General features: G+C 66.4%; 25 protein-coding genes. 13 read left to right on the forward strand and 12 right to left on the reverse strand.

Annotated features, from left to right (window positions below):
• Positions 1 to 69: 69 nt before the first annotated feature.
• The 6 genes from AC07S4_RS15245 to AC07S4_RS15270 are packed head-to-tail and all read left to right on the forward strand — an operon-like array spanning position 70 to position 3,187.
• Positions 70 to 462: a DUF4398 domain-containing protein gene (locus AC07S4_RS15245; RefSeq protein ID WP_494987452.1), complete on the forward strand. Its 393-nt coding sequence runs from the start codon at positions 70 to 72 to the stop codon at positions 460 to 462.
• 13 nt (positions 463 to 475) lie between these two features.
• Positions 476 to 1,396, forward strand: a complete 921-nt coding sequence (locus AC07S4_RS15250; protein WP_494987453.1) for an OmpA family protein — start codon at positions 476 to 478, stop codon at positions 1,394 to 1,396.
• Positions 1,397 to 1,415: 19 nt separating this feature from the next.
• Complete coding sequence (locus AC07S4_RS15255) at positions 1,416 to 1,982, forward strand: ferritin-like domain-containing protein (protein WP_494987454.1); 567 nt, start codon at positions 1,416 to 1,418, stop codon at positions 1,980 to 1,982.
• A 56-nt stretch (positions 1,983 to 2,038) separates the two neighbouring features.
• Positions 2,039 to 2,341: an ElaB/YgaM/YqjD family protein gene (locus AC07S4_RS15260; protein ID WP_057155779.1), complete on the forward strand. Its 303-nt coding sequence runs from the start codon at positions 2,039 to 2,041 to the stop codon at positions 2,339 to 2,341.
• Positions 2,342 to 2,362: 21 nt separating this feature from the next.
• The gene (locus AC07S4_RS15265; RefSeq protein WP_494987455.1) at positions 2,363 to 2,743 is read left to right on the forward strand and encodes a phage holin family protein; all 381 of its coding nucleotides are present in this window, start codon (positions 2,363 to 2,365) and stop codon (positions 2,741 to 2,743) included.
• Positions 2,744 to 2,761: 18 nt separating this feature from the next.
• Complete coding sequence (locus AC07S4_RS15270; RefSeq protein ID WP_494987456.1) at positions 2,762 to 3,187, forward strand: hypothetical protein; 426 nt, start codon at positions 2,762 to 2,764, stop codon at positions 3,185 to 3,187.
• A gap of 59 nt (positions 3,188 to 3,246) precedes the next feature.
• Here the strand turns inward: AC07S4_RS15270 and AC07S4_RS15275 are convergent, their stop codons facing one another.
• From AC07S4_RS15275 to AC07S4_RS15285, 3 genes are read right to left on the reverse strand one after another with little or no spacing between them, the layout of a single operon-like run.
• Positions 3,247 to 3,597, reverse strand: a complete 351-nt coding sequence (locus tag AC07S4_RS15275; protein ID WP_494987457.1) for a hypothetical protein — start codon at positions 3,595 to 3,597, stop codon at positions 3,247 to 3,249.
• Between the two features lie 25 nt (positions 3,598 to 3,622).
• Complete coding sequence (locus AC07S4_RS15280) at positions 3,623 to 3,775, reverse strand: DUF3309 domain-containing protein (RefSeq protein WP_161075382.1); 153 nt, start codon at positions 3,773 to 3,775, stop codon at positions 3,623 to 3,625.
• 31 nt (positions 3,776 to 3,806) lie between these two features.
• Positions 3,807 to 4,250 carry an outer membrane lipoprotein gene (locus tag AC07S4_RS15285; protein WP_494987458.1) on the reverse strand — a complete coding sequence of 148 codons (444 nt, stop codon included), beginning with the start codon at positions 4,248 to 4,250 and terminating at the stop codon, positions 3,807 to 3,809.
• 207 nt (positions 4,251 to 4,457) lie between these two features.
• Between AC07S4_RS15285 and AC07S4_RS15290 the strand changes: the two genes are divergently transcribed.
• From AC07S4_RS15290 to AC07S4_RS15300, 3 genes are all read left to right on the forward strand, one after another.
• Positions 4,458 to 4,772, forward strand: coding sequence for a BON domain-containing protein (locus AC07S4_RS15290; protein WP_494987459.1), 315 nt, complete (start codon positions 4,458 to 4,460; stop codon positions 4,770 to 4,772).
• A gap of 52 nt (positions 4,773 to 4,824) precedes the next feature.
• Complete coding sequence (locus AC07S4_RS15295) at positions 4,825 to 5,943, forward strand: AI-2E family transporter (RefSeq protein WP_494987460.1); 1,119 nt, start codon at positions 4,825 to 4,827, stop codon at positions 5,941 to 5,943.
• A gap of 84 nt (positions 5,944 to 6,027) precedes the next feature.
• The gene (locus AC07S4_RS15300) at positions 6,028 to 6,606 is read left to right on the forward strand and encodes a hypothetical protein (protein ID WP_494987461.1); all 579 of its coding nucleotides are present in this window, start codon (positions 6,028 to 6,030) and stop codon (positions 6,604 to 6,606) included.
• On the opposite strand, the gene AC07S4_RS15305 is transcribed toward AC07S4_RS15300, so the two are convergent.
• From AC07S4_RS15305 to AC07S4_RS15315, 3 genes are all read right to left on the reverse strand, one after another.
• The gene (locus AC07S4_RS15305) at positions 6,603 to 7,499 is read right to left on the reverse strand and encodes a YihY/virulence factor BrkB family protein (protein ID WP_494987462.1); all 897 of its coding nucleotides are present in this window, start codon (positions 7,497 to 7,499) and stop codon (positions 6,603 to 6,605) included. The two genes, AC07S4_RS15300 and AC07S4_RS15305, sit on opposite strands and share 4 nt — an antisense overlap.
• A gap of 74 nt (positions 7,500 to 7,573) precedes the next feature.
• Positions 7,574 to 8,626, reverse strand: coding sequence for an OmpA family protein (locus tag AC07S4_RS15310; protein ID WP_494987463.1), 1,053 nt, complete (start codon positions 8,624 to 8,626; stop codon positions 7,574 to 7,576).
• A gap of 295 nt (positions 8,627 to 8,921) precedes the next feature.
• Positions 8,922 to 9,191 (reverse strand): hypothetical protein, encoded by a 270-nt coding sequence (locus AC07S4_RS15315; RefSeq protein WP_494987464.1) that lies wholly within the window; start codon positions 9,189 to 9,191, stop codon positions 8,922 to 8,924.
• On the opposite strand from AC07S4_RS15315, the gene AC07S4_RS15320 reads away from it, so the two are divergent.
• The 4 genes from AC07S4_RS15320 (at position 9,190) to AC07S4_RS15335 (ending at position 12,478) form a co-directional block, all read left to right on the forward strand.
• Complete coding sequence (locus AC07S4_RS15320) at positions 9,190 to 9,420, forward strand: hypothetical protein (protein ID WP_494987465.1); 231 nt, start codon at positions 9,190 to 9,192, stop codon at positions 9,418 to 9,420. The genes AC07S4_RS15315 and AC07S4_RS15320 overlap by 2 nt on opposite strands.
• An 11-nt stretch (positions 9,421 to 9,431) precedes the next feature.
• Positions 9,432 to 10,043 (forward strand): winged helix-turn-helix domain-containing protein, encoded by a 612-nt coding sequence (locus AC07S4_RS15325; RefSeq protein ID WP_494987466.1) that lies wholly within the window; start codon positions 9,432 to 9,434, stop codon positions 10,041 to 10,043.
• A gap of 125 nt (positions 10,044 to 10,168) precedes the next feature.
• Complete coding sequence (locus tag AC07S4_RS15330; protein WP_494987467.1) at positions 10,169 to 11,089, forward strand: M90 family metallopeptidase; 921 nt, start codon at positions 10,169 to 10,171, stop codon at positions 11,087 to 11,089.
• A 78-nt stretch (positions 11,090 to 11,167) separates the two neighbouring features.
• Entirely contained in the window at positions 11,168 to 12,478 is a 1,311-nt protein-coding gene (locus AC07S4_RS15335) for an ATP-binding protein (RefSeq protein ID WP_494987468.1), read from the forward strand.
• On the opposite strand, the gene AC07S4_RS15340 is transcribed toward AC07S4_RS15335, so the two are convergent.
• From AC07S4_RS15340 to AC07S4_RS15365, 6 genes are read right to left on the reverse strand one after another with little or no spacing between them, the layout of a single operon-like run.
• On the reverse strand, positions 12,468 to 12,986 hold the full coding sequence (locus AC07S4_RS15340) for a response regulator (RefSeq protein ID WP_494987469.1): 519 nt from the start codon (positions 12,984 to 12,986) through the stop codon (positions 12,468 to 12,470). The genes AC07S4_RS15335 and AC07S4_RS15340 overlap by 11 nt on opposite strands.
• On the reverse strand, positions 12,983 to 14,332 hold the full coding sequence (nosR, locus tag AC07S4_RS15345) for a response regulator c-di-GMP phosphodiesterase, NosR family (protein ID WP_494987470.1): 1,350 nt from the start codon (positions 14,330 to 14,332) through the stop codon (positions 12,983 to 12,985). The genes AC07S4_RS15340 and nosR overlap by 4 nt, the downstream gene beginning before the upstream one ends.
• Positions 14,329 to 15,816 carry an ATP-binding protein gene (locus tag AC07S4_RS15350; RefSeq protein ID WP_494987471.1) on the reverse strand — a complete coding sequence of 496 codons (1,488 nt, stop codon included), beginning with the start codon at positions 15,814 to 15,816 and terminating at the stop codon, positions 14,329 to 14,331. Before AC07S4_RS15350 ends, nosR begins: the two co-directional genes overlap by 4 nt.
• 18 nt (positions 15,817 to 15,834) lie before the next feature.
• A complete protein-coding gene (locus tag AC07S4_RS15355; RefSeq protein ID WP_494987472.1) occupies positions 15,835 to 16,680 on the reverse strand; it encodes an HDOD domain-containing protein in 846 nt (281 codons plus the stop codon).
• A 1-nt stretch (position 16,681) separates the two neighbouring features.
• Positions 16,682 to 17,020, reverse strand: coding sequence for a hypothetical protein (locus tag AC07S4_RS15360; RefSeq protein ID WP_494987473.1), 339 nt, complete (start codon positions 17,018 to 17,020; stop codon positions 16,682 to 16,684).
• Positions 17,017 to 19,230, reverse strand: coding sequence for an EAL domain-containing protein (locus tag AC07S4_RS15365; protein WP_494987474.1), 2,214 nt, complete (start codon positions 19,228 to 19,230; stop codon positions 17,017 to 17,019). Before AC07S4_RS15365 ends, AC07S4_RS15360 begins: the two co-directional genes overlap by 4 nt.
• Between the last annotated feature and the right edge of the window lie 118 nt (positions 19,231 to 19,348).

Here is a 19,348-nt window from a genome sequence, read left to right on the forward strand (position 1 = left end):
TTTCCTCAGAACGCTTATAACGTTTACACATCGCAACCATCAAGGAGAATAACAATGAATGCAGGAACAATGAATACACCGCTGCGCAGGCAATCCGCCGCCGCCCTGTGCGCCCTGGCGCTGCTCGTGATTACCGGCTGCGCCAGCCAGAAGACGCCGGCCACCGCCGACGTCGCCGTGTCGCGCGCCGCAGTCGACAGCGCCACCTCGGCCGGTGCGGCCGAACTGGCTCCGGCCGAGATTGCATCGGCCCGTGAAAAAATGCTGCGCGCCAACCAGGCGCTGGCCGCCAAGGACTACCAGGCCGCGCGCGACCTGGCCACCCAGGCCCAGGCCGACGCCCGCCTGGCGCAAAGCAAGGCCAATTCGGCCAAAGCCACCGCCGCCGCCGACGCGCTGCAGGAAAACATCCGCGTGCTGCGCGAAGAGCTGGACCGCGCCAACACCACCACTGTCAAGTAAGCAGGAGACCACCATGAACAAATCCAACTTCCAACCCGCCGCGCTGGTACTGGCGCTGGCCGCCGCGTTGTCCGCCTGCAGCTCGGCACCCACCACCACCAGCCTGCTGGACCAGACCCGCGGCGATTACATGGCTGCGCAGAACAACCCGGCGGTGGCGCAGTATGCCCAGAGCGAATGGCGCCAGGCCACGGCGGCGCTGGACCGCGCCAATGAAGCGGCCGCGCGCAAGGAGAATGCGGCCGAGGTCGACAAGCTGGCTTATCTTGCCAAGCAGCGCATAGGCGTGGCGCAGGAAGTGGCCAAGCAGAAGGGTGCGGAAGCGTCGGTGGCCGATTCGGCGCGCCAGCGCGACCAGATCCGCCTGGAGGCCCGCACCGTCGAGGCTGAGCGCGCCAAGCGCGGCGCCGAGCAGGCCCAGGCAGAGGCCGAGGCCGCCAAGGCGCAGGCCGATGCGGCGCGCCTGGCCACGGAGCAGCAGGCCGGCGCCACGCGCGACGCGCAGGCCAAGGCCGATGCGCTGGCGGCGCAGCTGGCCGAACTGCAGGCCAAGCAGACTGAACGCGGCATCGTCATCACCTTCGGCGACGTGCTGTTCAACACCGACCAGGCCGTGCTGACCGAAGGCGGCCAGCGCACCATCCGCAAGCTGGCCGACGTGCTGCAGCAGAACCCGGACCGCAGCGTGATGGTGGAAGGCTTTACCGACAGCACCGGTACTTCCTCGCACAACCTGGAGCTGTCGCAGCGGCGCGCCGAGGCGGTGCGTAGCGCGCTGATGGGCATGGGCGTGGAAGGCACGCGGGTGGCCACGCGCGGCTACGGCGAAGCCTATCCGGTGGCCGGCAACGACTCGGCGGGCAACCGCCAGCTGAACCGCCGCGTGGAAATCGTGTTGTCCGAAGCGGGCCGCCCGGTCTCCTCGCGCCAATGAACTTTTGAAAGGACGCATCATGGCTGAATCGACAGTAACCCCAGCATCCCAAGCACCGGCGGCAGCGCCGGTCCCGCCAGGCATCGATACGGCCGCCATCCGCGCCGCCGCGCAGAACCTGGCGGACGGCCCGGTGACGGCCGGCTACAAAGGCGACCGCGAGGCGGTGATCAAGCTGCTCAACGGCGCCCTGGCCACCGAACTGGTCTGCATTCTGCGCTACAAGCGCCACTACTACACGGTCAGCGGGCGCGACAACGCCGGCGTCAAGGCCGAGTTCCTGGAGCACGCCATGCAGGAGCAGGAACACGCGGACTGGCTGGCTGAGCGTATCATTCAGCTGAACGGCGAACCTGATTTCAATCCGGCAACATTGCTCGACCGCAGTCATGCCGAGTATGATGAGTCAGCGGAGGTGCAATCGATGGTGCGCGCCAACCTGATCGCCGAGCGCGTGGCCATCGAGAGCTACCGCCAGATGATAGAGACGATAGGCGATACCGACCCGACGACGCGGCAACTATTGATCAAGATCATGGCGGTGGAAGAAGAACACGCCGACGATATGCGAGACTTGCTGGAATAGAACACTTCATTTTTTTGCTGTACCGTTTCAACCCACCATAACAACAGGAGTCCATCATGCTTGAAAATAACATCAGTACCGTGAACAACGACGTGAAAACCCTGGTCAAAGACGCCCAGGCCCTGTTCACCGCCGCCACCGCGCTGACCGGTGAAAAGGCCGAGGAACTGCGTGGCCGCGGCATGCGCGCGCTGGACACGGCGCTGGCCAAGGCCCACGAAGCGCAGCAAAGCGCGGTTGCGGCCGGCAAGCAAATGGCGCAGTCGACCGACGCCTACGTCAAAGAAAATCCATGGCGTTCGATCGCCCTGGCAGCCGGCGTCGGCCTGCTGGTCGGCGTGATCCTGGGCCGCAAGTAATTGCGCTTGCCAGGAGCTGAAATGGAGCAACCCGCATCGCACGCCCCTGGCTTGATCGGCTCGCTGGCCGGCATTTGCCGCAACACGGCGCGGCTGATCTTGTCGCGCATAGAGCTGGCCGCGCTGGAACTGTCCGAGGTGCGCGAGCACCTGGTGCAGTTGTCGGTGGTGTTCGCGCTGGCGCTGGTGGCCGGCTGGTTTGCGGTGGCGTTCACCACCGCCACCGTGGTGTATCTGGCATGGGCTGCGATAGGCTGGAAAATCCTGCTTATCCTGGCCGTGGCCTTCGTCATCATCACCATATGGCTGGTGATGATGGCGCGCGCCCTGCTGCGCCAGAACAAGCTGGGCTTGCCCATGACCATGGCGGAGCTGCAAGGCGACCGCGACATGCTGCTGTAACATGCCAAGGGACTATCGATGACCAAGGAAGAACGCGCGGCGCACGCCGCCGCCAAGGAGAAGCTGGTGCTGGAAGGCCAGCTTTACCGCGTCAGCGTGGTGCACGCCAAGGCCCAGCTGGGCAACGCACTGCGCCCGGACGCATTGGTGCACAGCGCCATCGAGCACGCGCTGGGCGCGGTGCAGCACCGCTTCGCCGGCTTGTTCGGCGGCCATGGCGGCCGTGAGGGCGCGCCGGGCGAGGGCGGTACGGCCGCACTGGGCGGACTGGCCAGCCTGGCCGGCATTATCGGCGTGGTCAAAGGCATGGGCCTGACGCGGGCGCTGCCGATGGCGATCCGGGTCGGCTCCTTCGTGGCGCGCCGCCGCCTCGTCAAGCCCGCGCTGGTCGCCGGCGTGGCCGCCCTGGCGGCCGGTCTGTGGCTCTCGCGGCGCAAGCCATAAGCACTGTACCCAAAGCAAAACGCCGCGATCATCGCGGCGTTTTTTTTTGAGGCGGCGGCTTATTGGCCGCTGGTGTCGTACACAGCCTGGCGCGGATTGTTGGCATTGGCCAGCTGCTGCCGCATATTCCCCATATCCGCCGCGTAGGTGGCTTGCGCCTCCTTCAGGCAATCGGCGCGTTCGGACGGTTCCAGCTGCTTGCAGCCGGCGCGCGCTTCGGCCAGCGCGGCGTTGATTTCCTTGCGCAGCGTGGCCAGCTGCTGCGCCTCGGTGCGGTCCGCCTTGCTCCAGCGGGCGGGATCGCCGTGCCTGAGTTCCTGGCGCTGGTGCTTCTCCACTTCCGGCGGCGTGACCTGTGCCTGGGCCGCGCAGCAGGCGGCCAGCAGGCCTAAGACGAGAGTGCTTTTCATGATGGGCTCCTTTGCATGCGGCCGCTTACAGCCGGCCTGTTATCAGCATGAATAGCAGGACCAGTACGATCAGTCCCGTGACGCCGCTGGGCGCATAGCCCCAATTGCGGCTGTGCGGCCAAGCCGGCAGCGCACCGATCAGCAGCAGGACTAGTACGATCAAAATGATGGTTCCCATGGCGTTCTCCTTGAGTTGTAATTAGTAGCGATTAGTAGCGATAAACCCGGCCGTCGACCATGCGCACGCGGTTGCCCACGCGCAGGTCGTAGACGCTGTCCTGGTTGATGGTGCGGTACTCGCCGTTATCCAGCCGCACGGTGATCTGATAGGCGTCGTAAGGCTGGTTGCGGTTGCGTTCCACCTGGTTGCCGACCACGGCGCCGCCGATGGCGCCGGCCGCAGTGGCGGCTGCGCGGCCCGAGCCGGAGCCGACCTGGTTGCCGACCAGCGCGCCCACCAGGCCGCCGGTGACGGCGCCCACGCCGCTGGTGGCGGGATCGAGGCGCACGATCTGGATGTTGTCAATTACGCCGGTGGTCGATTCGTTGCCTGCGGTGGAGTAGCTGGTGGATTGCATCGGGGTGCTGGAGCAGCCGGTGATCAAGGCGGAAGCTGCGATCATCAATGCCGCAAGAGTTGGTGTGGTCTTCATATCGATCTCCTGGAAAGTGTGCTTACAGCATAGTCAGCTTGCCTTCCGGGGTCTGTGCGATGACGCACGCAGCCTTTTGCGGCAGGGCTTGTTTCAAAACGGGCACAAACTTCGCGGTGTGTACGCTAGCGTACAGAAGGCCCGCCGCGCCTGGGCAATACTGCAGACTGCTCAGTTGAGCACCTTTTCAAAACCAAGGAGAACACCATGAAGATCGCTCAAAAATTCGCTACCGCCGTATTCACCGCCGCTACCGTATTCACCATTGTTGGCTGCGCTTCGAGCCCGACCAAGGAAGGCGCCGGCGAATACGTCGACGACACCGTGCTGACCACCAAAGTGAAGGCCAGCATCTTCAACGAGCCGACCCTGAAATCGACCGAGATCAATGTCGAGACCTTCAAGGGCACCGTGCAGCTGAGCGGCTTTGTGGCCCAGCCCGGCGACATCACCAAGGCCGGTGAAATTGCGCGCGGCGTAGCCGGCGTGAAGTCGGTCAAAAACGACATTCGCGTGAAGTAAGCCTGCGCGCGGCGCCGTCCCTGCGGGGATGGCGCCGCCTGCCGACATCCCCATGACGCCCGCCGACGACACCGAGGCCGCATCCCGCCTTCCCCTGCATGTACACGCGCGAGGCATCGCGCTCGGCATTATTGCCACCGTTTCCTTCCTCTACGCGCTGCAATGGGCCAAGAATTTCCTGGTGCCCCTGCTGCTCGGCATTTTCCTCGCTTATACCCTGAATCCGCTGGTGTGCTGGCTGGAGCGCCTGCGCTTGCCGCGCGCCCTGGGCGCCACGCTGGTCACCGCCGCCATCCTGTGCGGCTCGGCCGCCATTGCCGACAAGCTGCACGGCGAATTCGAAAACATCGTCGACGAACTTCCCACCGTTACCCATAAACTCGCGCGCCTGATGTCCGACAAGCTGGGCAAAGGCCCCAGCACGATAGAACGCATCCAGGCCGTCGCCACCGAAATCGAGCAGGCCGCGTCCGGCAGCGCCAAGCGCAGCGTGCGCAAGGCCGCGCCGGCGGAGCAGGGCGGCATCAAGGTGATCGACTGGGTGTGGGCCGGCTCCATGGGCGTGGCCGGCTTTGTCAGCCAGGCCACCATGGTGATCTTCCTGGTGTTCTTCCTGCTGCTCTCGGGCGATACCTTCAAGCGCAAGCTGGTCAAGCTGACCGGGCCTTCGCTGAGCCGCAAGAAAGTCACCGTGCACATCCTGGAGGACATCAACAGCAGCATCCAGCGCTATATGTTCATGCTGCTGGTGACCAATGTGCTGCTGGCGCTGCTGATGTGGATGGCCTTGCGCGCCATCGGCCTGGAGAACGCGGGCGCCTGGGCCATCGTGGCCGGGCTGCTGCACCTGATGCCGTATTTCGGCCCCTTGCTCATTACCAGCGCCACCGGCGTGGTGGCTTTCATGCAGTTCGAATCGCTGCAAATGGTGCTGCTGGTGACCGGCGCTTCGCTGGCCATCGCCACGCTGGTGGGCACCTTCGTCACCACCTGGATGACGGGCCGCATCGCCCGCATGAATCCCGCCGCCGTCTTCGTCAGCCTGCTGTTCTGGGGCTGGCTGTGGGGCGTGTGGGGACTGCTGCTGGGCGTGCCGGTGATCGTCATTGTCAAGGTGGTGGCCGAGCGGGTCGAGGGCATGGAAGTGGTGGCCGAGCTGCTGGGAGAATAGGCGGCAGGCCGGGCTTGAATTTCTCCGGCAGGGGGCGTATAAAATCAACACCACCCCTGCGTTGGCACTGACCGGAGAATGAAGATGGCTATTCTTTTTGAAGGCAAGCAAGGCACGGAGCTGCCTTTTCCCTGTAGCGACGATTTGCTGGCGCTGGAGGACTGCGGCGGACACGCCATTCCCGTCCAGCGCCCCACGCCCCAGGCTGCGCGCGCCGCCATGGCCGCCGTGCAGCAAGCCGCACCCCAACTCGAATGCGACCCCGAACAATTCCTTTGCCTGCGCCTGGGCCGTGCCGAGTACATGGTCTGCATGGCGCGCCAGGCGCTGGCGCCGGACCGCGCGGACAATCTGCTGAAACAGAAGACCGTGCTGGGCGCGGTGGCCACGCGTGCCATCGGCGACGACAGCTACCGCATCGACCATATGCTGCTGGCCGAGCCGGTGGCGGGCCTGGTCTGCAGCGTGCACGTGCTGGTGCAGCACCGCTCCGGAGAGCTGGCCATGGCCGGCTGGGGCGAACTGGCGGCGGGGCAGCTGCTATTCCATTTGCATGCGGTGAACCGGCCCGGCGCCGTACCGGCCGCCATTGCCGGCTGCCTGGGCGGCGGACGCCTGGAGATCACGCACGCGGCGGCCGGCCTGCCGGGCGAGCGGCACTAAATCAGCAGATTGCCGTGTTCGTCGCGCGGGTGGTGGCGCAGGCTGCCCAGCTGCAGCGCGTACTGGCGCGCGAACTCGGCGCCGAGAAAGAAGATCTGCGCCGAGTAGTAGACCCACAGCAGCAGGGCGATCAGCGAGCCGGCCGCGCCAAAGCTGCTGGCCACGCCGCTGTTGCCGATATACGCGCCGATGCCATACTTGCCCAGCGTGAACAGCGCCGCCGTGCCGAGCGCGCCTATGGTCACGTCCCGCCACGACAGCGCGATGCGCGGCAGCAGCTTGTAGATCACGCCAAACATGGCGGCGATGACGGCGAAGCCGATCACCCAGTTGAGCACGCTTAGCGCCAGCGTGGCCTTGCTCCACAGTCCTTGCCAGTACTTCTCCAGCACGGCCAGCGCCGCGCTCACCACCAGCGACACCAGCAGCAGGAAACCCAGCACCAGCACCATGCCGAAGGACAGCAAACGGGTGCGCACGGTGTCCCACAGCGTGCCCTGCGTGAGCGGCGGCAGTTGCCAGATCTCGTCCAGGCTGGCCTTCAATTCGGCGAACACGGTGGTGGCGCCGAACAGCAGCAGGGCGCCGGCCGCCAGCGTGGCGAAGCGGCCCTGCTCGGGGTTGCGCGCGCCGGCCAGCACCGCCTGCAGCGCTTCGGCGCCTTGCGGCCCGACCAGGCCGCGCAGCTGGCCGAACAATTCGCCCTGCGCCGCCTGCTGGCCGTAAAAGGCGCCGGCGATGGCGATCACCAGCACCAGGATGGGCGCGATGGAAAACATGGTGTAGAAGGCCAGCGCCGCGCCTTTGCTGCTGGCGCGGTGCTCCAGCCATTCGGTGACGGTGCAGACGGCCACGCTGCGCAGGGTCTTCACCTTGGGCGGAATGTGTTTCATGGCAAGTTCTCCTTCCGAAATGGAAAGAGGGGGCCGAAGCCCCCTCTCTATCAGTCAGATGACCAGCCGTGCGATTAGTTCACGCGGCGTTCGATGGTCACTTGGTCGACTTCAACGCGGCGGTTAGGCTCCAGGCACTTGATCAGGTCTGCGCGTTTTTTGTTGTCGCATTTAACGACAGGCTGGGTTTCGCCCTTGCCTACAGCGTTCAGGCGGTCAGCGGCAACGCCTTTGCCGGTCAGGTAAGCCTTGACCGAGTTGGCGCGCTGTTCCGACAGCTTCTGGTTGTACTTGTCCGAACCGATCAGATCGGTGTGGCCGGTGATGGTCACATTGCCGACGGATGGGTTGTTGTTCAGCAGCGTGGCCAGTTCGTCCAGCTTAGGCTGGTTCGGGTTCAGCTTAGCGCTGTCGAAGGCGAACAGTTCGGTCGCCGACATGGTGATTTTCTCGAAGCGCGGCGCTGGTGGCGGTGGCGGCGGAGCAACCGGTGCTGGCGCTGGAGCGGCGACTGGCTCTGGAGCCGGTGCTGGCGCCGGCGCTGGCGCCGGCGGCACTGGCTTGGCGCCCAGGGCGTAGTTCAGGCCGACGGTCAGGTACAGGTTGTTGCTCTTGCTGCCGACGGCAGGGAAGGCCGAACCGCGCAGGAAACCGTGCACATTGCGCAGGTCCACTTGCAGTGCCGCGCGATCGGTCAGGTCAGCCTGGAAGCCCAGGCCGGCGCTGATGAACGGGGAGCTCTTGCGCACTTCGCTGCGCAGGGGCTGGTTCTGGGTGTCGCGCTCAGCGCCGATACCTGCCAGCAGGAAGGGACGGAAGGAGTTGCGGGAGAACAGGTACAAGCCGTCCAGGCCCAGGGTCTCTTGCTGGTAGCGGCGCGCGTCTTCCTTGGCGCGGGCATAGGTGTAGCCAGCCTGGATGTCCCAGCTTGGAGCGATGGCTTTGCCGAATTTCAGGCCGGCGCCGTATGCGCTCTGGTCGGTCACAAAGCCGGAGTCCGGCTTGAAGGCACTCAGGCTAGGCTGGATGTACCAGCTTGGATTGATCTGTGCATCTTGAGCCATGGCGGCGGTCGACGACAGCGTGAGGATGGCTGCAATGATAGCGAGCTTGTTGGTCTTTTTCACAAGTAACTCCCGTTTTTATTTGAGGGTGGTGCTGCCTACACAGCGAAGTTTCCAGCGTGTTGCTCTGCTGTTGGACTGGACTCTATGGACATTCATCCAACAGAACCGTGCGCTACCGCACAAAACCTTGCGCAAAATCAAAAGTGTTGTCGATTTGTGACGCCCCAGTCCGCGAACCACATACAAATTGCGCGGTCCAATGGAAACAGCGCCGGCACCAAAAATGGTGCGGCGCGGTGGCATTGTATCAGAGTAACAAGCTTGGTGACTTGTAATGACTTGTAATTACTTGTAATCAGCGTGCCGGTGGGGTGGGGGCGGGCGTGGTTTCAGGCGCCGGTTTGGCGGCGTCCGGCACCACGATCACGGTGTCGCCGGCTTTGCCGGGTTCACCTGGCGCGCCCGGAGCGCCTTGCGGGCCGGCAGGGCCGGGCACCGGTACAGGCACCGGAACGGCGGCAGGCGCCGGCGTTTCCACCGGCGGCGGATTGTTGACGGTGGTGCGTTCGCAGGCAGCCAGGGCCAGGGTGGCGGCGGCGGCAGCTAACAGGACGGATAGTTTCATGATGAATCCTCTCTTCAAGTGGACAAGCTGCAGCCAGATTAGCGGGCTTCAGCGTTCCCTTCTGTACGCGAACGCACCAAGCCCGAGGTTTGCGTATTGCTCATTTATGTTCGTTGCCGCACAGACCAAAAACGCCCTGGGCGGCATTCTTGAGCCAAGAAACCAGACTAGTGTGTCGCTGGAAAAGGCAGTCGGGCCTGCTCCAAGCAATGCTGGCTATCGTTATTAAGGAGTGATGAAATGCATGCAATCAGAGAAAACCAAAATTCCGGTCTTGCCCTGCAGGAACCCCTCAAAGCGGCTGACAAGCCCCGTCTGACGCTGGTGGAGCGTCCCGGTCCCATTTCTGAACGCAAGGCCCTGTCGCTGGCGCCGATCGAGCGCGTGCGTTCGACCTCCGCCACGCTGCGCCGCATCGAGAACATGCAGAAGCTGATCGGCGAACTGCAGCAGCACGAGATGCTGGCGGACGAGATTGCATGGTTCCTCAAGTTTTCGCCGTCCGGCGCCCGCAAATACATCCGCGACCTGCGCGATGCCGGCGTGATTGAACTGGCGCGCTATATTGAAGGCACCGCCACCTACCTCGGCAAGGCGGTCTACCAGCTGACGCCGGACCCGGAGCGCGTGAAGATGTTCCTGGCCGCCATTTCGCAGCCCAAGCGCGAAGGCGCGCCGCCGCGCAAGGAACGCCCCAGCCTGCGGGAGCAGGCCATGGCCGGCGCCGGACGCCATTTCCACATCCTGGCTGACGACACCCATTACGCCATCCGCGTGAACCGCGGCCCGGTCACCCGCGATCCGCTGGTCGCGGCCCTGTTCGGCGCGCCCACGTCGCTGCAGAAAGCGTAAGGCCGGCGCAGCAGCAGCGCCATAGTGCTAAAGTAAGGCAGCCGGACAGCGTTCCGGCTGTTGCGCATTGAATTGGCGCAAAGGAACCCCACCTGAGGCGGACGAGTTTCCTTATGGATGGCACTATGGACGGATTGTTGTGGCTCCCCGTGTTGGCGCTGGCGCTGGCCGCACCCCTGCTGTACCCGCGCTGGACGCTGCGCCGCGCGCTGGCGCGGCCCTTGCCGGCCGCCGCGCAGGCTGTGCTGCTGCGCAATATTCCGGTCTACGGCAGCATGGACGCGGCATTGCAGCAGCAATTGCACCAGCTGATCAAGCAGTTCCTGCACACCAAGAAGTTCGTCGGCTGCGAAGGGCTGGAGGTGGACGACGAGATGCGCTACACCATCGCCGGCCAGGCGTGTTTGCTGCTGCTCAACCGGCCCAGCAAGGTGTACCGCGCGCTGCACACCATCTTGCTCTATCCCAGCGCCTTCCTGGCGCCGCGCCAGCAGGTGGAGGCGGGCGGCGTGGTGACGGCCCATAAGCAAACCCTGCTGGGCGAATCGTGGGACGATGGCCGCGTGGTGCTGTCCTGGGCGGACGTCAAGCTCGGCTACCGCGACTGGACCGACGGCCACAACGTGGTGCTGCACGAATTTGCGCACCAGCTCGACAGCGAGTCGGGCAGCACCAACGGCGCGCCCTATCTGGGCAGCCAGGACAGCTACCGCAGCTGGTCCGCCGTGCTGTCGCGCGACTACGACAATCTGCGCTACGACGCGTACTACGGCCGCCAGGACAGCGTGATCGACCATTACGGCGCCACCAGCCCGGCCGAGTTCTTCGCCGTGGCCACCGAAACCTTTTTCGAAAAGCCGTGGCAGATGGCCGAACGCCATGCGGCGCTGTTCGGCGAGTTCCTGAAATACTACCGGGTCGACCCGCGCGCCTGGCTGCCGCCGCCGGCGCCGCCGGAGCCCTTGATGGCGCTGGCCGCCGGCGTGCCGCCCATGCCGGCGCAGGGCGGCGAGCCGCGCCGTTCCTACGCGATTGCAAGCTGGTAGCGGGCGAATATATAGTGCGCTTTCCGAAAAGGAAAAGCGCATAATTGCTGCATATCCTGGGCGTGGGCGGAGGGGGGCATGCAATTCGAGGAATTCGATTTTTTCACGCAAGCTCCCTCGGCGCCGGCCACCGCCGCCGAGGCCGCCTCGCCGCTGGTGCGCTTGCAGTACCTGGTCGACAACACGCCCGCCATCATCTATTGCACCGTGCCCAGCGGCGACTTCAAGATGACCTTCGTCAGCAACAACGCCTTCAATGTGCTGGGCTACCGGCCGGAGGACATGGTGGCCGACCCCAATTTCTGGTTCGACCATATCCACCCGGACGACGCGCCCAATATCTTCTCCAGCCTGGCCAGCATATTCACCGAAGGGCAGCGCGCCTATGAGTACCGCTTCCGCGCCGCGGACGGCTCCTATCTGTGGATGCACGACAGCCTGCGCCTGGTGCGCGACGAGCACGGCGCGCCGCTGGAGGTGATAGGCTCGCTGACCGACATCACGGTGCGCAAGCATATGGAGCAGGCCCAGCACGAGCTGATCGCCAAGCTGCGCGAGGCGCACGAGCAATTGCTGCAGTCGGAAAAAATGGCCTCCATCGGCCAGCTGGCGGCCGGCATTGCGCACGAGATCAACAATCCGGTGGGCTTCGTCAATTCCAATATGAACACGCTGCGCAGCTATGTCGGCACGCTGTTCGGCGTGCTGGACGCCTACGACCAGGCGCTGGCCGCGCAGCCGCTGCCGGCGGCGCTGGCCGGGCGCATCGCGGCGGCGCGCCAGGCGGCCGACCTGGCGTTCCTGCGCGAGGACGTGACCGAACTGGTGAAGGAGTCCATGGACGGCCTGAAGCGCGTCAAGGACATCGTGCAGGCGCTCAAGGATTTTTCCCACGTGGGCGAAACCGAGTGGCAGGTGGCCGATCTGCACCACGGCCTGGACAGCACGCTGAATATCGTGGCCAATGAAATCAAGTACAAATGCACGGTCGAGAAGGACTATGGCGTGCTGCCGCAGGTGGAATGCCTGGCCTCGCAGCTGAACCAGGTGTTCATGAACTTGCTGGTCAACGCCGGCCACGCCATCAAGGAGCGCGGCATCATCACCCTGCGCACCGGCGCCGAGAACGGCTGGGTATGGATAGAGGTGGGCGACAGCGGCTGCGGCATTCCGGCGGAGAACCTGAACCGCATTTTCGAACCCTTTTTCACCACCAAGCCGGTGGGCAGCGGCACGGGGCTGGGCTTGTCGCTGTCCTACGGCATCGTGCACAAGCACGGCGGCCGCATCGAGGTGGCCTCGGAGGTGGGCAAGGGCACGCGCTTCACGATACGGCTGCCGGTGCATCCGCCCAAGACCGAAGCTGCAGCAAGCCTGGCTACAGGATAATCGAGCCGTCCGGCGCCCAGTTGACCTTCAGCAGGCCGGGTTCCTCCGCCTCCAGGCGCTGCGCCTCCAGTTCCTGCGGCGTGAGCGGCGTGGGCGGCGCGGGCTGCAGCCCCTGGCTGGCGAGCAGGCTGTCGCGCTGCGCCAGCGCCTCGCCGATATTGGTTTGCAGCTCGGCCAGATGCCAGGGCTTGGGAATGAAGCGGAACACCTGGGCCTCGTTGATGGCGCTCATGGCGGTTTCAAAATCGGTGGAGGCGGTCAGCATCATGCGCACCGTGTTGGGCGCCACGTCCTTGAGCGCCTGCAGGAAGGCGATGCCGCTCATGTGGGGCATGCGGTAGTCCGAGATGGCCAAGTCGAACTCGCAGGCGCATACGCGCTGCAGCGCGTCGTAGGGATTGGTGAAGATCTCCACGCGCAGGTCGGGGATGGCCAGGTGGGCGCGCATGGAGCGCTGCAAGGCCAGCAGCACGTTCATTTCGTCGTCCAGCAGCAGGATGCGCCTCATTGCTTCTCCTTTGCGGGCCGCACCCGTATCGGCAGGCGGCCGCCGCTTTTTGCTTCAAAATCTTGCACCTGCTGGATCATGCGCGCGTCCAGCACATGGTCGGCCGCCAGCAGCATCAGGCCGTCGCGGCTGACCAGGTCGCGCGCCAGCACCATGCCGGGCACCAGCTCGCCCGACAGCACTTCCACGCCGCCGGCCTCGTCGCCGCCGCCGCCGTCCACCACCTGGCGGAAGGCGTTCACCACGTGCGGGTCGTAGCGCGTGCCGCTGGCGTTGATGATGAGCGACTTGGCCTCGTCGGCGCGCAGGTGCCGCTGCACCATGGCGCCTTGCTGCAGGTTGAAATAGTCCACCGCCAGCGCCAGGATGCGCGCGCCCAGCGGGATGGCCAGGCCGGCCACGCCGTCCGGGAAGCCGTTGCCGTCAAAGCGCTCGAGCTGGGCGCGCAGGATGGCGGCGCTGCCGCGCAAGTCCTCCAGCGGCATCAAGAGCTGCTCGGCGCGCAGCGGGTGCTTGCGGAACAGGCCCAGCTCCTCGCCGTGCAGCATGGTCAGCGGGGTGGCCAGCATGTCGTCGCTATAGCCTATCTTGCCGAGGTCGTGCAGCAGGCCGGCCACGAACACGTCCTGCGCCTCGCGCGCGTCCAGCTTGAGGTGGACGGCGATCTTGCGCGCCAGGTCGGCCACCTGGCGCGCATGGCCGGACAGGGCGCCGCCGCGCATCTCCAGCATGCTGGAAATGACCTTGATGGTGGTGACGAAATTGTGTTTGAGCTTGTCGTTCGCGGCAATGGCCGCATCGCGCGACAGCTTGAGCTGCAGGGTGCGCGCCTCGACCTTGGCCTCCAGGCTGTGGTTGAGCTGCTTCAGTTCCTCGTTCTGGCGCAGCGTGAGCGCTTCCAGGCGCTGCTTTTCCTGCTCCAGCGCGCGCCGCTCCAGCGCGTGGCGCACCACCAGCTGGATGTCGGTGTCGTCCCAGGGCTTGGTGATATAGCGGTAGATCTCGCCGCAGTTGATGGCGTCCTGGATGGACTGGATGTCGGAGTAGCCGGTCAGCAGCAGGCGCACCGTGTCCGGCCAGCGCTGGCGCACCTGGGCCAGGAAGCGGGCGCCGTCCATCTCCGGCATGCGCATGTCGGAAATCACCAGGTCCACCGCTTCGGCCTCGAGCACACGCAGGCCCTCGGCGCCGCTTTCGGCCAGCAGCACCCGGTAGCCGGCGGGGCGGAACAGGCGCCGCAGCGAGGCCAGGATGTTGGGCTCGTCGTCCACGCACAGCAGGGTGGGCATGGCCGCCGCCGGGGCGGCGGGCGGGGGCGCGGCGGCGAGGGGCTGGGCAGGCGTCATGGCTGGGGGGCTCCTGGTGCGGTCGGGGATTCGTCGTGGCGCACCGGCAGCAGCACGCGGAAAGTGGTGCCGGCGCCCACCGTGGACTGGACCGTGATGGCGCCGTTGTGCTTGCGCACGATGCCGTAGGCCATGGACAGGCCCAGGCCGGTGCCCTTGCCGACCGGCTTGGTGGTGAAGAAGGGGTCGAAGATGCGCGACAGGTTGTCCGGCGCGATGCCGCTGCCGTTGTCGCGCACTTCCAGCCACACGTGGCCGGCGTCACCGGCATCGGCGCCGGTGGCGACGGTGATGGTGCCGCGCTCGCCGCCTATGGCGTGCGCCGCGTTCACCACCAGGTTCATGATCACCTGGTTGAGCTGCAGCGGCAGGCATTCGATGTCCGGGATGTCGCCGTAGTGCTTGACCACGTCGGCCTTGTACTTGACCTCGTTGCTGACGATGTTGAGCGTGGAGTCTATGCCCTGGTGCAGATTGGCCCACACCCATTCCTGGTTGGCGTCCACCCGCGAGAAGTCTTTCAGGTCCTGCACGATGTGGCGCACGCGCACGATGCCTTCCCTGGACTCGTTCATCAGCGAGGGGATGTCCTCGCGCAGGAAGTCCAGGTCCAGCTCCCCGCGCATGGCGCGCAGGCGCCCGGCGGTGGCGGCGTCGGCCACGTGGGGTTCGGCCTCGCGGTAGGCTTGCAGCATCTCGAACAGGCTGTCCAGGTAGCTTTGCAGGGTGCCGAAGTTGGAGAAGATGTAGCCGATGGGGTTGTTGATCTCGTGCGCCACGCCAGCCGCCAGCTGGCCGATGGAGGCCAGTTTTTCCGACTGCAGCAGCTGCTGCTGGGCCATGCCGAGCTGTTCGTTGAGTTGGGTCAGCTCGATGTTGCGGCGGCGCAGTTCGGCGTCGGCCAGTTCGCGCTGGCGGATGTCGTCCTCCAGGCGCTGATTGGCCTCGGCCAGCTGGGCCGTGCGCTTTTCCACCAGGTGCTCCAGGCTGTCGTGCGCCTTGCGCAGCGCGTTTTCCGCCACCCGGCGCTCGGTCACGTCGCGCAGCGTCTGGATCGCGCCCACCACCTGGCCGGCGCCGTCGCGCAGCGGCGCCGCCGTGAAATGCAGCCAGTGGCCGCTGACGCCGATGTTGGGAAAAAAGTCCTCGTCCTCGTAGGCGCCGGGGATGAGCGCCGAGCGCTTGTGGCGCTCGCGGTAGTGCTCGCTGGCGGCCGGGTCCACGCCGGACACGATCAGGTCGGCCAGCAGCGCGCGCTGCTTGGGGTAGAAGGCCTGCCAATGGTTTTTCGTGCCCACCATTTCCTCGGTGCTCCAGCCCAGCAGGTGCTCGCAGGCCTTGTTCCAGTGCGTGATGGTGTGTCCGGTGTCAAGCACAAAAGTGGCCACCGGGTGGCCGTCGAGGAAGGCCGACAGGGCGATGGCCGCCGGGCCTGTTGCGCCGGGGCTGCTGCTGCCGGCCGCGCTGGCTGTGCTGTGGGGCATGGCGGTTCTCCGGGGCGCTCAGTTGACCAGAATCTGGCACAGGTCGTGGAAAGTGCGCTCGGACTCGGCGAACACTTGCTGGCAGACCGTGTCGCTCAGCGCGGCGGCCTGCCAGGCCGTCCAGCCCACCGGCGGGACCTGCTCGTCCTCGCGCCCGGCCAGGTCCAGCCCGTGCGCAATGGCGTTGGCCAGGTGGATGGCCAGGGCCAGCGTCGGCGTTTCCAGTTCGCCGCTGTCATGGTGGCGCGCCACGGCGTGCTGGATCTGTTGCGGGAACTGCCAGCGCGCGGCCAGTGCGCCGCCTATGCCGGCGTGGTCGAAGCCGAAGATGGCGCGCTCGGCCTCGCTCTGGCTGCAATCGTGTTGCACGCGGTGCGCTTCCAGCATGGCGTATTCGTCCGGGTAGCGGGTGGCCAGCACCAGGGTGCCCAGGTCGTGCAGCAGGCCGGCGATAAAGGCTGTGTCCGGATTCTGGCGCAGCGGCCGGGCCAGTGCGCGCGCGCAGGCGGCGGTGGCCACGGAATGGCGCCAGAAGGCGGGCAGGTCGAAACTGCTGCTGGCCATGCCGCGGAAGCTGCCGGTCACCGAGCAGGCCGTCACCAGGGTGCGGATATTGTGCACGCCCAGCACCGCCACCGCCTGCTGGATGGTGGTCACGCGCGAGGGCATGCCGTAGAAGGAGGAGTTGGCCAGGCGCAGGGTTTTGGCCGAGAGCGACTGGTCGAGCGCGATCTTGCCGGCCAGGACCTGCAGGTCCAGCCCTTCCTGGCCGACGCAGGCCAGCAGCTCGCCCACCACCGCCGGCAGCGAGGGCAGGTCCTGTACGCGGCGGGCCACGTCTTCCATGGTGGGCAGGGTGGCCATGTCAGCTCCGGCTGCGGTAGTCGGTCAGCAGGCGCAGCAGCTGCCCGGTGGCTTCGCTGTCCGCGCTGTGGCGGAACAGGTGCTGCAGGCGCTGCAGGGCCTGCAGGTGTTGCTGTGGGCCCGCGGCGGCCAGCGCGGGGTCGGCTGCGTCTTCTCCGTCTTGCTCCGGCGGCGCCAGCACGCTGCAGCCGGGGACGCCGCGCCGGCGCAGCGAGGCCAGCGTGGCCTCGCTGAGCACGGCGCCCGGCGGCAGCAGCACGCCGCCGTGGCTGTCGAGCAGCGCTTCGGCCAGCACCATGCCGGCGCTGGCGTTCTCGAGTTCGATCTGCATCGCGTTCATGGCCGGGCTCCGGTGCGGCTGAGGGCGATCAGGCTGCCGCGCGAGCTGGAGCTTTCACCCATGGGGTAGACGTCGACCGCGTAGCGCACGCCGCCGATGTCGGCTTCGTGCGTGCCGGGCGCGCGCAGGCCGCCGGCGGCCATGGCCTGGAAGCCGTCCCCGGCCGGGAACAGCTCGGGCAGCACCACGCAGGCCTCGTTGCCGAGCAGGGCGCCGCTATGCCGGAACAGATGCCCGGCGGCCGCGTTGACGAAGGCGATCATGCCCTGGTCGTCCATGCCGATGACGGGCAGCGGCAGGTGCTGCAGCAGCTCGCGCGCCACGCCCAGGCTGATTTCGTCGCGGCTGATCTGCTGCTGCTTCTGGCGCAGCACTTCCTCCAGGCGGCGGTTGGCCGAGGCCAGTTCGTGGTTCACGGTGCGCAGCTCCAGGTTCAGGCGTTCGTTCTCGTCGGCGATTTCCTTGAGGCGGAAGGCTTCGGCGATATGGCCGCGCAGCTGCTCGTCGTCCCATGGCTTGGTGAGGAATTTGTAGATGGCGCCCTCGTTGACGGCGTCCGTCACCGATTGCAGTTCGGTGTAGCCCGACAGCATGATGCGCAGCGTGTCCGGGTACAGCTCCTTGGCCTTGCGCAGGAAGTCCGCGCCCAGCATGCCGGGCATGCGCTGGTCGGACACGATCACGTCCACCGCCTGCCGCGCCAGCAGGTCCAGGCCCTCCTGGCCGCTGTGGGCGGTGTGGATCTGGTAGTCGTCGCGGCGCAGCAGGCGCTTCAGGGCCGACACGATGTTCTGCTCGTCATCCACCAGCAGCAGGCTGCGCTGCTGCTTCTGGATGCGCAGCAGGTGCTGCGGCAGGCGGCGCCCTTCGCGCAGCAGCGCCTGCACCTCGTCGGCCAGCAGCGGGGCGGCGAAGAAATAGCCCTGGATCAGGTCGCAGCTGTGGCGGCGCAGGAAGTCGCACTGCGCCTCGCTTTCCACGCCCTCGGCCACCACCTGCATGCCCAGCAGGTGGGCCATGGAGATGATGGTCTTGGACAACGCGGCGTCGCCGGCGTCGGTGACGATGTCGCGGATGAAGGCGCAGTCGATCTTGACGGCGTCGAAGGCATAGCGCTTCAGGTTGCTCAGCGAGGAATAGCCGGTGCCGAAGTCGTCCAGCACCAGCGCCACGCCCAGGGCCTTGAACGGCCCCAGCAGCTCGCCGCCGGCGGCGTTCTCCAGCGGCAGCGCGGCCTCGGTGATTTCCAGCGCCAGGGCGCCGGGCGGCAGGCCGAACTCCTCCAGCGCGGCTGCCAGCTGGCCCGGCAGCAGCCGGTCGCGGCACTGCTTGGGCGACAGGTTGACCGCCACCCGCACCGGCGCCAGGCCGGCGTCGAGCCAGGCGCGCATGTCCTGGCAGGCGCGGCGCAGCACCCAGGCGCCGATGGCGCCGGCCAGGCCGGCGTCCTCGGCCACCGGCACGAAGCGCTGCGCCGGAATCAGGCCCAGCTCCGGATGCTGCCAGCGCACCAGCGCTTCCAGGCTGGCCACGGCGCCGCTTTGCAGGTCCGCCAGCGGCTGGTAGCGCAGCTGCAGCTCGTCGCGGAACACCGCCAGCCGCAGCGCCGCCTCCATGCCGATGCGCTCCAGCGTGCGGTGGTTCATCTCGGAGGCGAAGAACTGGTAGTGGGCGCCGCCCAGCTCGCGCGCCCGCGTCAGCGCCATGTCGGCGTAGCGCAGCAGCGTGGCGCCGTCGCGGCCGTCCTGCGGGCTGTGCACCACGCCTATGCTGGCGCTGGCGTGCACCTGCTGGCCCTGCAGCACGAAGGGCGGCGCCAGCGCGGCGAAGATGGTCTCGCACACCGGCACGGCGTCGGCCGGGCCGTTCACCTCGCTGAGCATGACGATGAACTCGTTGCCGCCCAGCAGGGCCACGGTGTCGTCGCTGCGCACGCAGGCGCGCAGGCGCTCGGCCACGCCGGCCAGCAGCTGGTCGCCGCCCGCGTGGCCCAAGCTTTCATTGATGAAGTTGTAGTTGTCGATGCCGATGCACAGCAGGGCCAGCTGGCCGCCGTGGCGCTGGGCTTTGAGCAGGGCTTGCTGCAGGCGGTCGGTGAACAGGTTGCGCTTGGGCAGGCCGGTCAGCTTGTCGTAGGTGCTGTGGAAGGCCAGCAGATCTTCCAGTTCCTTGACGCGGGCGGATAACAGCGGCGTAGCATCCAGTTCCATCAGGCGTTCCTATCGGTGAACATGCTGGCGTGGGAGCGGCGGTTGATTTGATTATACGGCGGGCGCGGCGCTGTGTGCGCGCAGCACGCCGGGGGCGCGGCGCCACAGGACGGCGCTG

Source organism: Pseudoduganella sp. GW821-FHT05F09 (genome assembly GCF_059419605.1).

Coding starts and splice junctions, on each gene's coding strand:
- AC07S4_RS15245 (WP_494987452.1), top strand. CDS start 70: ATGAATACACCGCTGCGCAGGCAATCCGCCGCCGCCCTGTGCGCCCTG.
- AC07S4_RS15250 (WP_494987453.1), top strand. CDS start 476: ATGAACAAATCCAACTTCCAACCCGCCGCGCTGGTACTGGCGCTGGCC.
- AC07S4_RS15255 (WP_494987454.1), top strand. CDS start 1,416: ATGGCTGAATCGACAGTAACCCCAGCATCCCAAGCACCGGCGGCAGCG.
- AC07S4_RS15260 (WP_057155779.1), top strand. CDS start 2,039: ATGCTTGAAAATAACATCAGTACCGTGAACAACGACGTGAAAACCCTG.
- AC07S4_RS15265 (WP_494987455.1), top strand. CDS start 2,363: ATGGAGCAACCCGCATCGCACGCCCCTGGCTTGATCGGCTCGCTGGCC.
- AC07S4_RS15270 (WP_494987456.1), top strand. CDS start 2,762: ATGACCAAGGAAGAACGCGCGGCGCACGCCGCCGCCAAGGAGAAGCTG.
- AC07S4_RS15275 (WP_494987457.1), bottom strand. CDS start 3,597: ATGAAAAGCACTCTCGTCTTAGGCCTGCTGGCCGCCTGCTGCGCGGCC.
- AC07S4_RS15280 (WP_161075382.1), bottom strand. CDS start 3,775: ATGGGAACCATCATTTTGATCGTACTAGTCCTGCTGCTGATCGGTGCG.
- AC07S4_RS15285 (WP_494987458.1), bottom strand. CDS start 4,250: ATGAAGACCACACCAACTCTTGCGGCATTGATGATCGCAGCTTCCGCC.
- AC07S4_RS15290 (WP_494987459.1), top strand. CDS start 4,458: ATGAAGATCGCTCAAAAATTCGCTACCGCCGTATTCACCGCCGCTACC.
- AC07S4_RS15295 (WP_494987460.1), top strand. CDS start 4,825: ATGACGCCCGCCGACGACACCGAGGCCGCATCCCGCCTTCCCCTGCAT.
- AC07S4_RS15300 (WP_494987461.1), top strand. CDS start 6,028: ATGGCTATTCTTTTTGAAGGCAAGCAAGGCACGGAGCTGCCTTTTCCC.
- AC07S4_RS15305 (WP_494987462.1), bottom strand. CDS start 7,499: ATGAAACACATTCCGCCCAAGGTGAAGACCCTGCGCAGCGTGGCCGTC.
- AC07S4_RS15320 (WP_494987465.1), top strand. CDS start 9,190: ATGATGAATCCTCTCTTCAAGTGGACAAGCTGCAGCCAGATTAGCGGG.
- AC07S4_RS15315 (WP_494987464.1), bottom strand. CDS start 9,191: ATGAAACTATCCGTCCTGTTAGCTGCCGCCGCCGCCACCCTGGCCCTG.
- AC07S4_RS15325 (WP_494987466.1), top strand. CDS start 9,432: ATGCATGCAATCAGAGAAAACCAAAATTCCGGTCTTGCCCTGCAGGAA.
- AC07S4_RS15330 (WP_494987467.1), top strand. CDS start 10,169: ATGGACGGATTGTTGTGGCTCCCCGTGTTGGCGCTGGCGCTGGCCGCA.
- AC07S4_RS15335 (WP_494987468.1), top strand. CDS start 11,168: ATGCAATTCGAGGAATTCGATTTTTTCACGCAAGCTCCCTCGGCGCCG.
- AC07S4_RS15340 (WP_494987469.1), bottom strand. CDS start 12,986: ATGAGGCGCATCCTGCTGCTGGACGACGAAATGAACGTGCTGCTGGCC.
- nosR (WP_494987470.1), bottom strand. CDS start 14,332: ATGACGCCTGCCCAGCCCCTCGCCGCCGCGCCCCCGCCCGCCGCCCCG.
- AC07S4_RS15350 (WP_494987471.1), bottom strand. CDS start 15,816: ATGCCCCACAGCACAGCCAGCGCGGCCGGCAGCAGCAGCCCCGGCGCA.
- AC07S4_RS15355 (WP_494987472.1), bottom strand. CDS start 16,680: ATGGCCACCCTGCCCACCATGGAAGACGTGGCCCGCCGCGTACAGGAC.
- AC07S4_RS15360 (WP_494987473.1), bottom strand. CDS start 17,020: ATGAACGCGATGCAGATCGAACTCGAGAACGCCAGCGCCGGCATGGTG.
- AC07S4_RS15365 (WP_494987474.1), bottom strand. CDS start 19,230: ATGGAACTGGATGCTACGCCGCTGTTATCCGCCCGCGTCAAGGAACTG.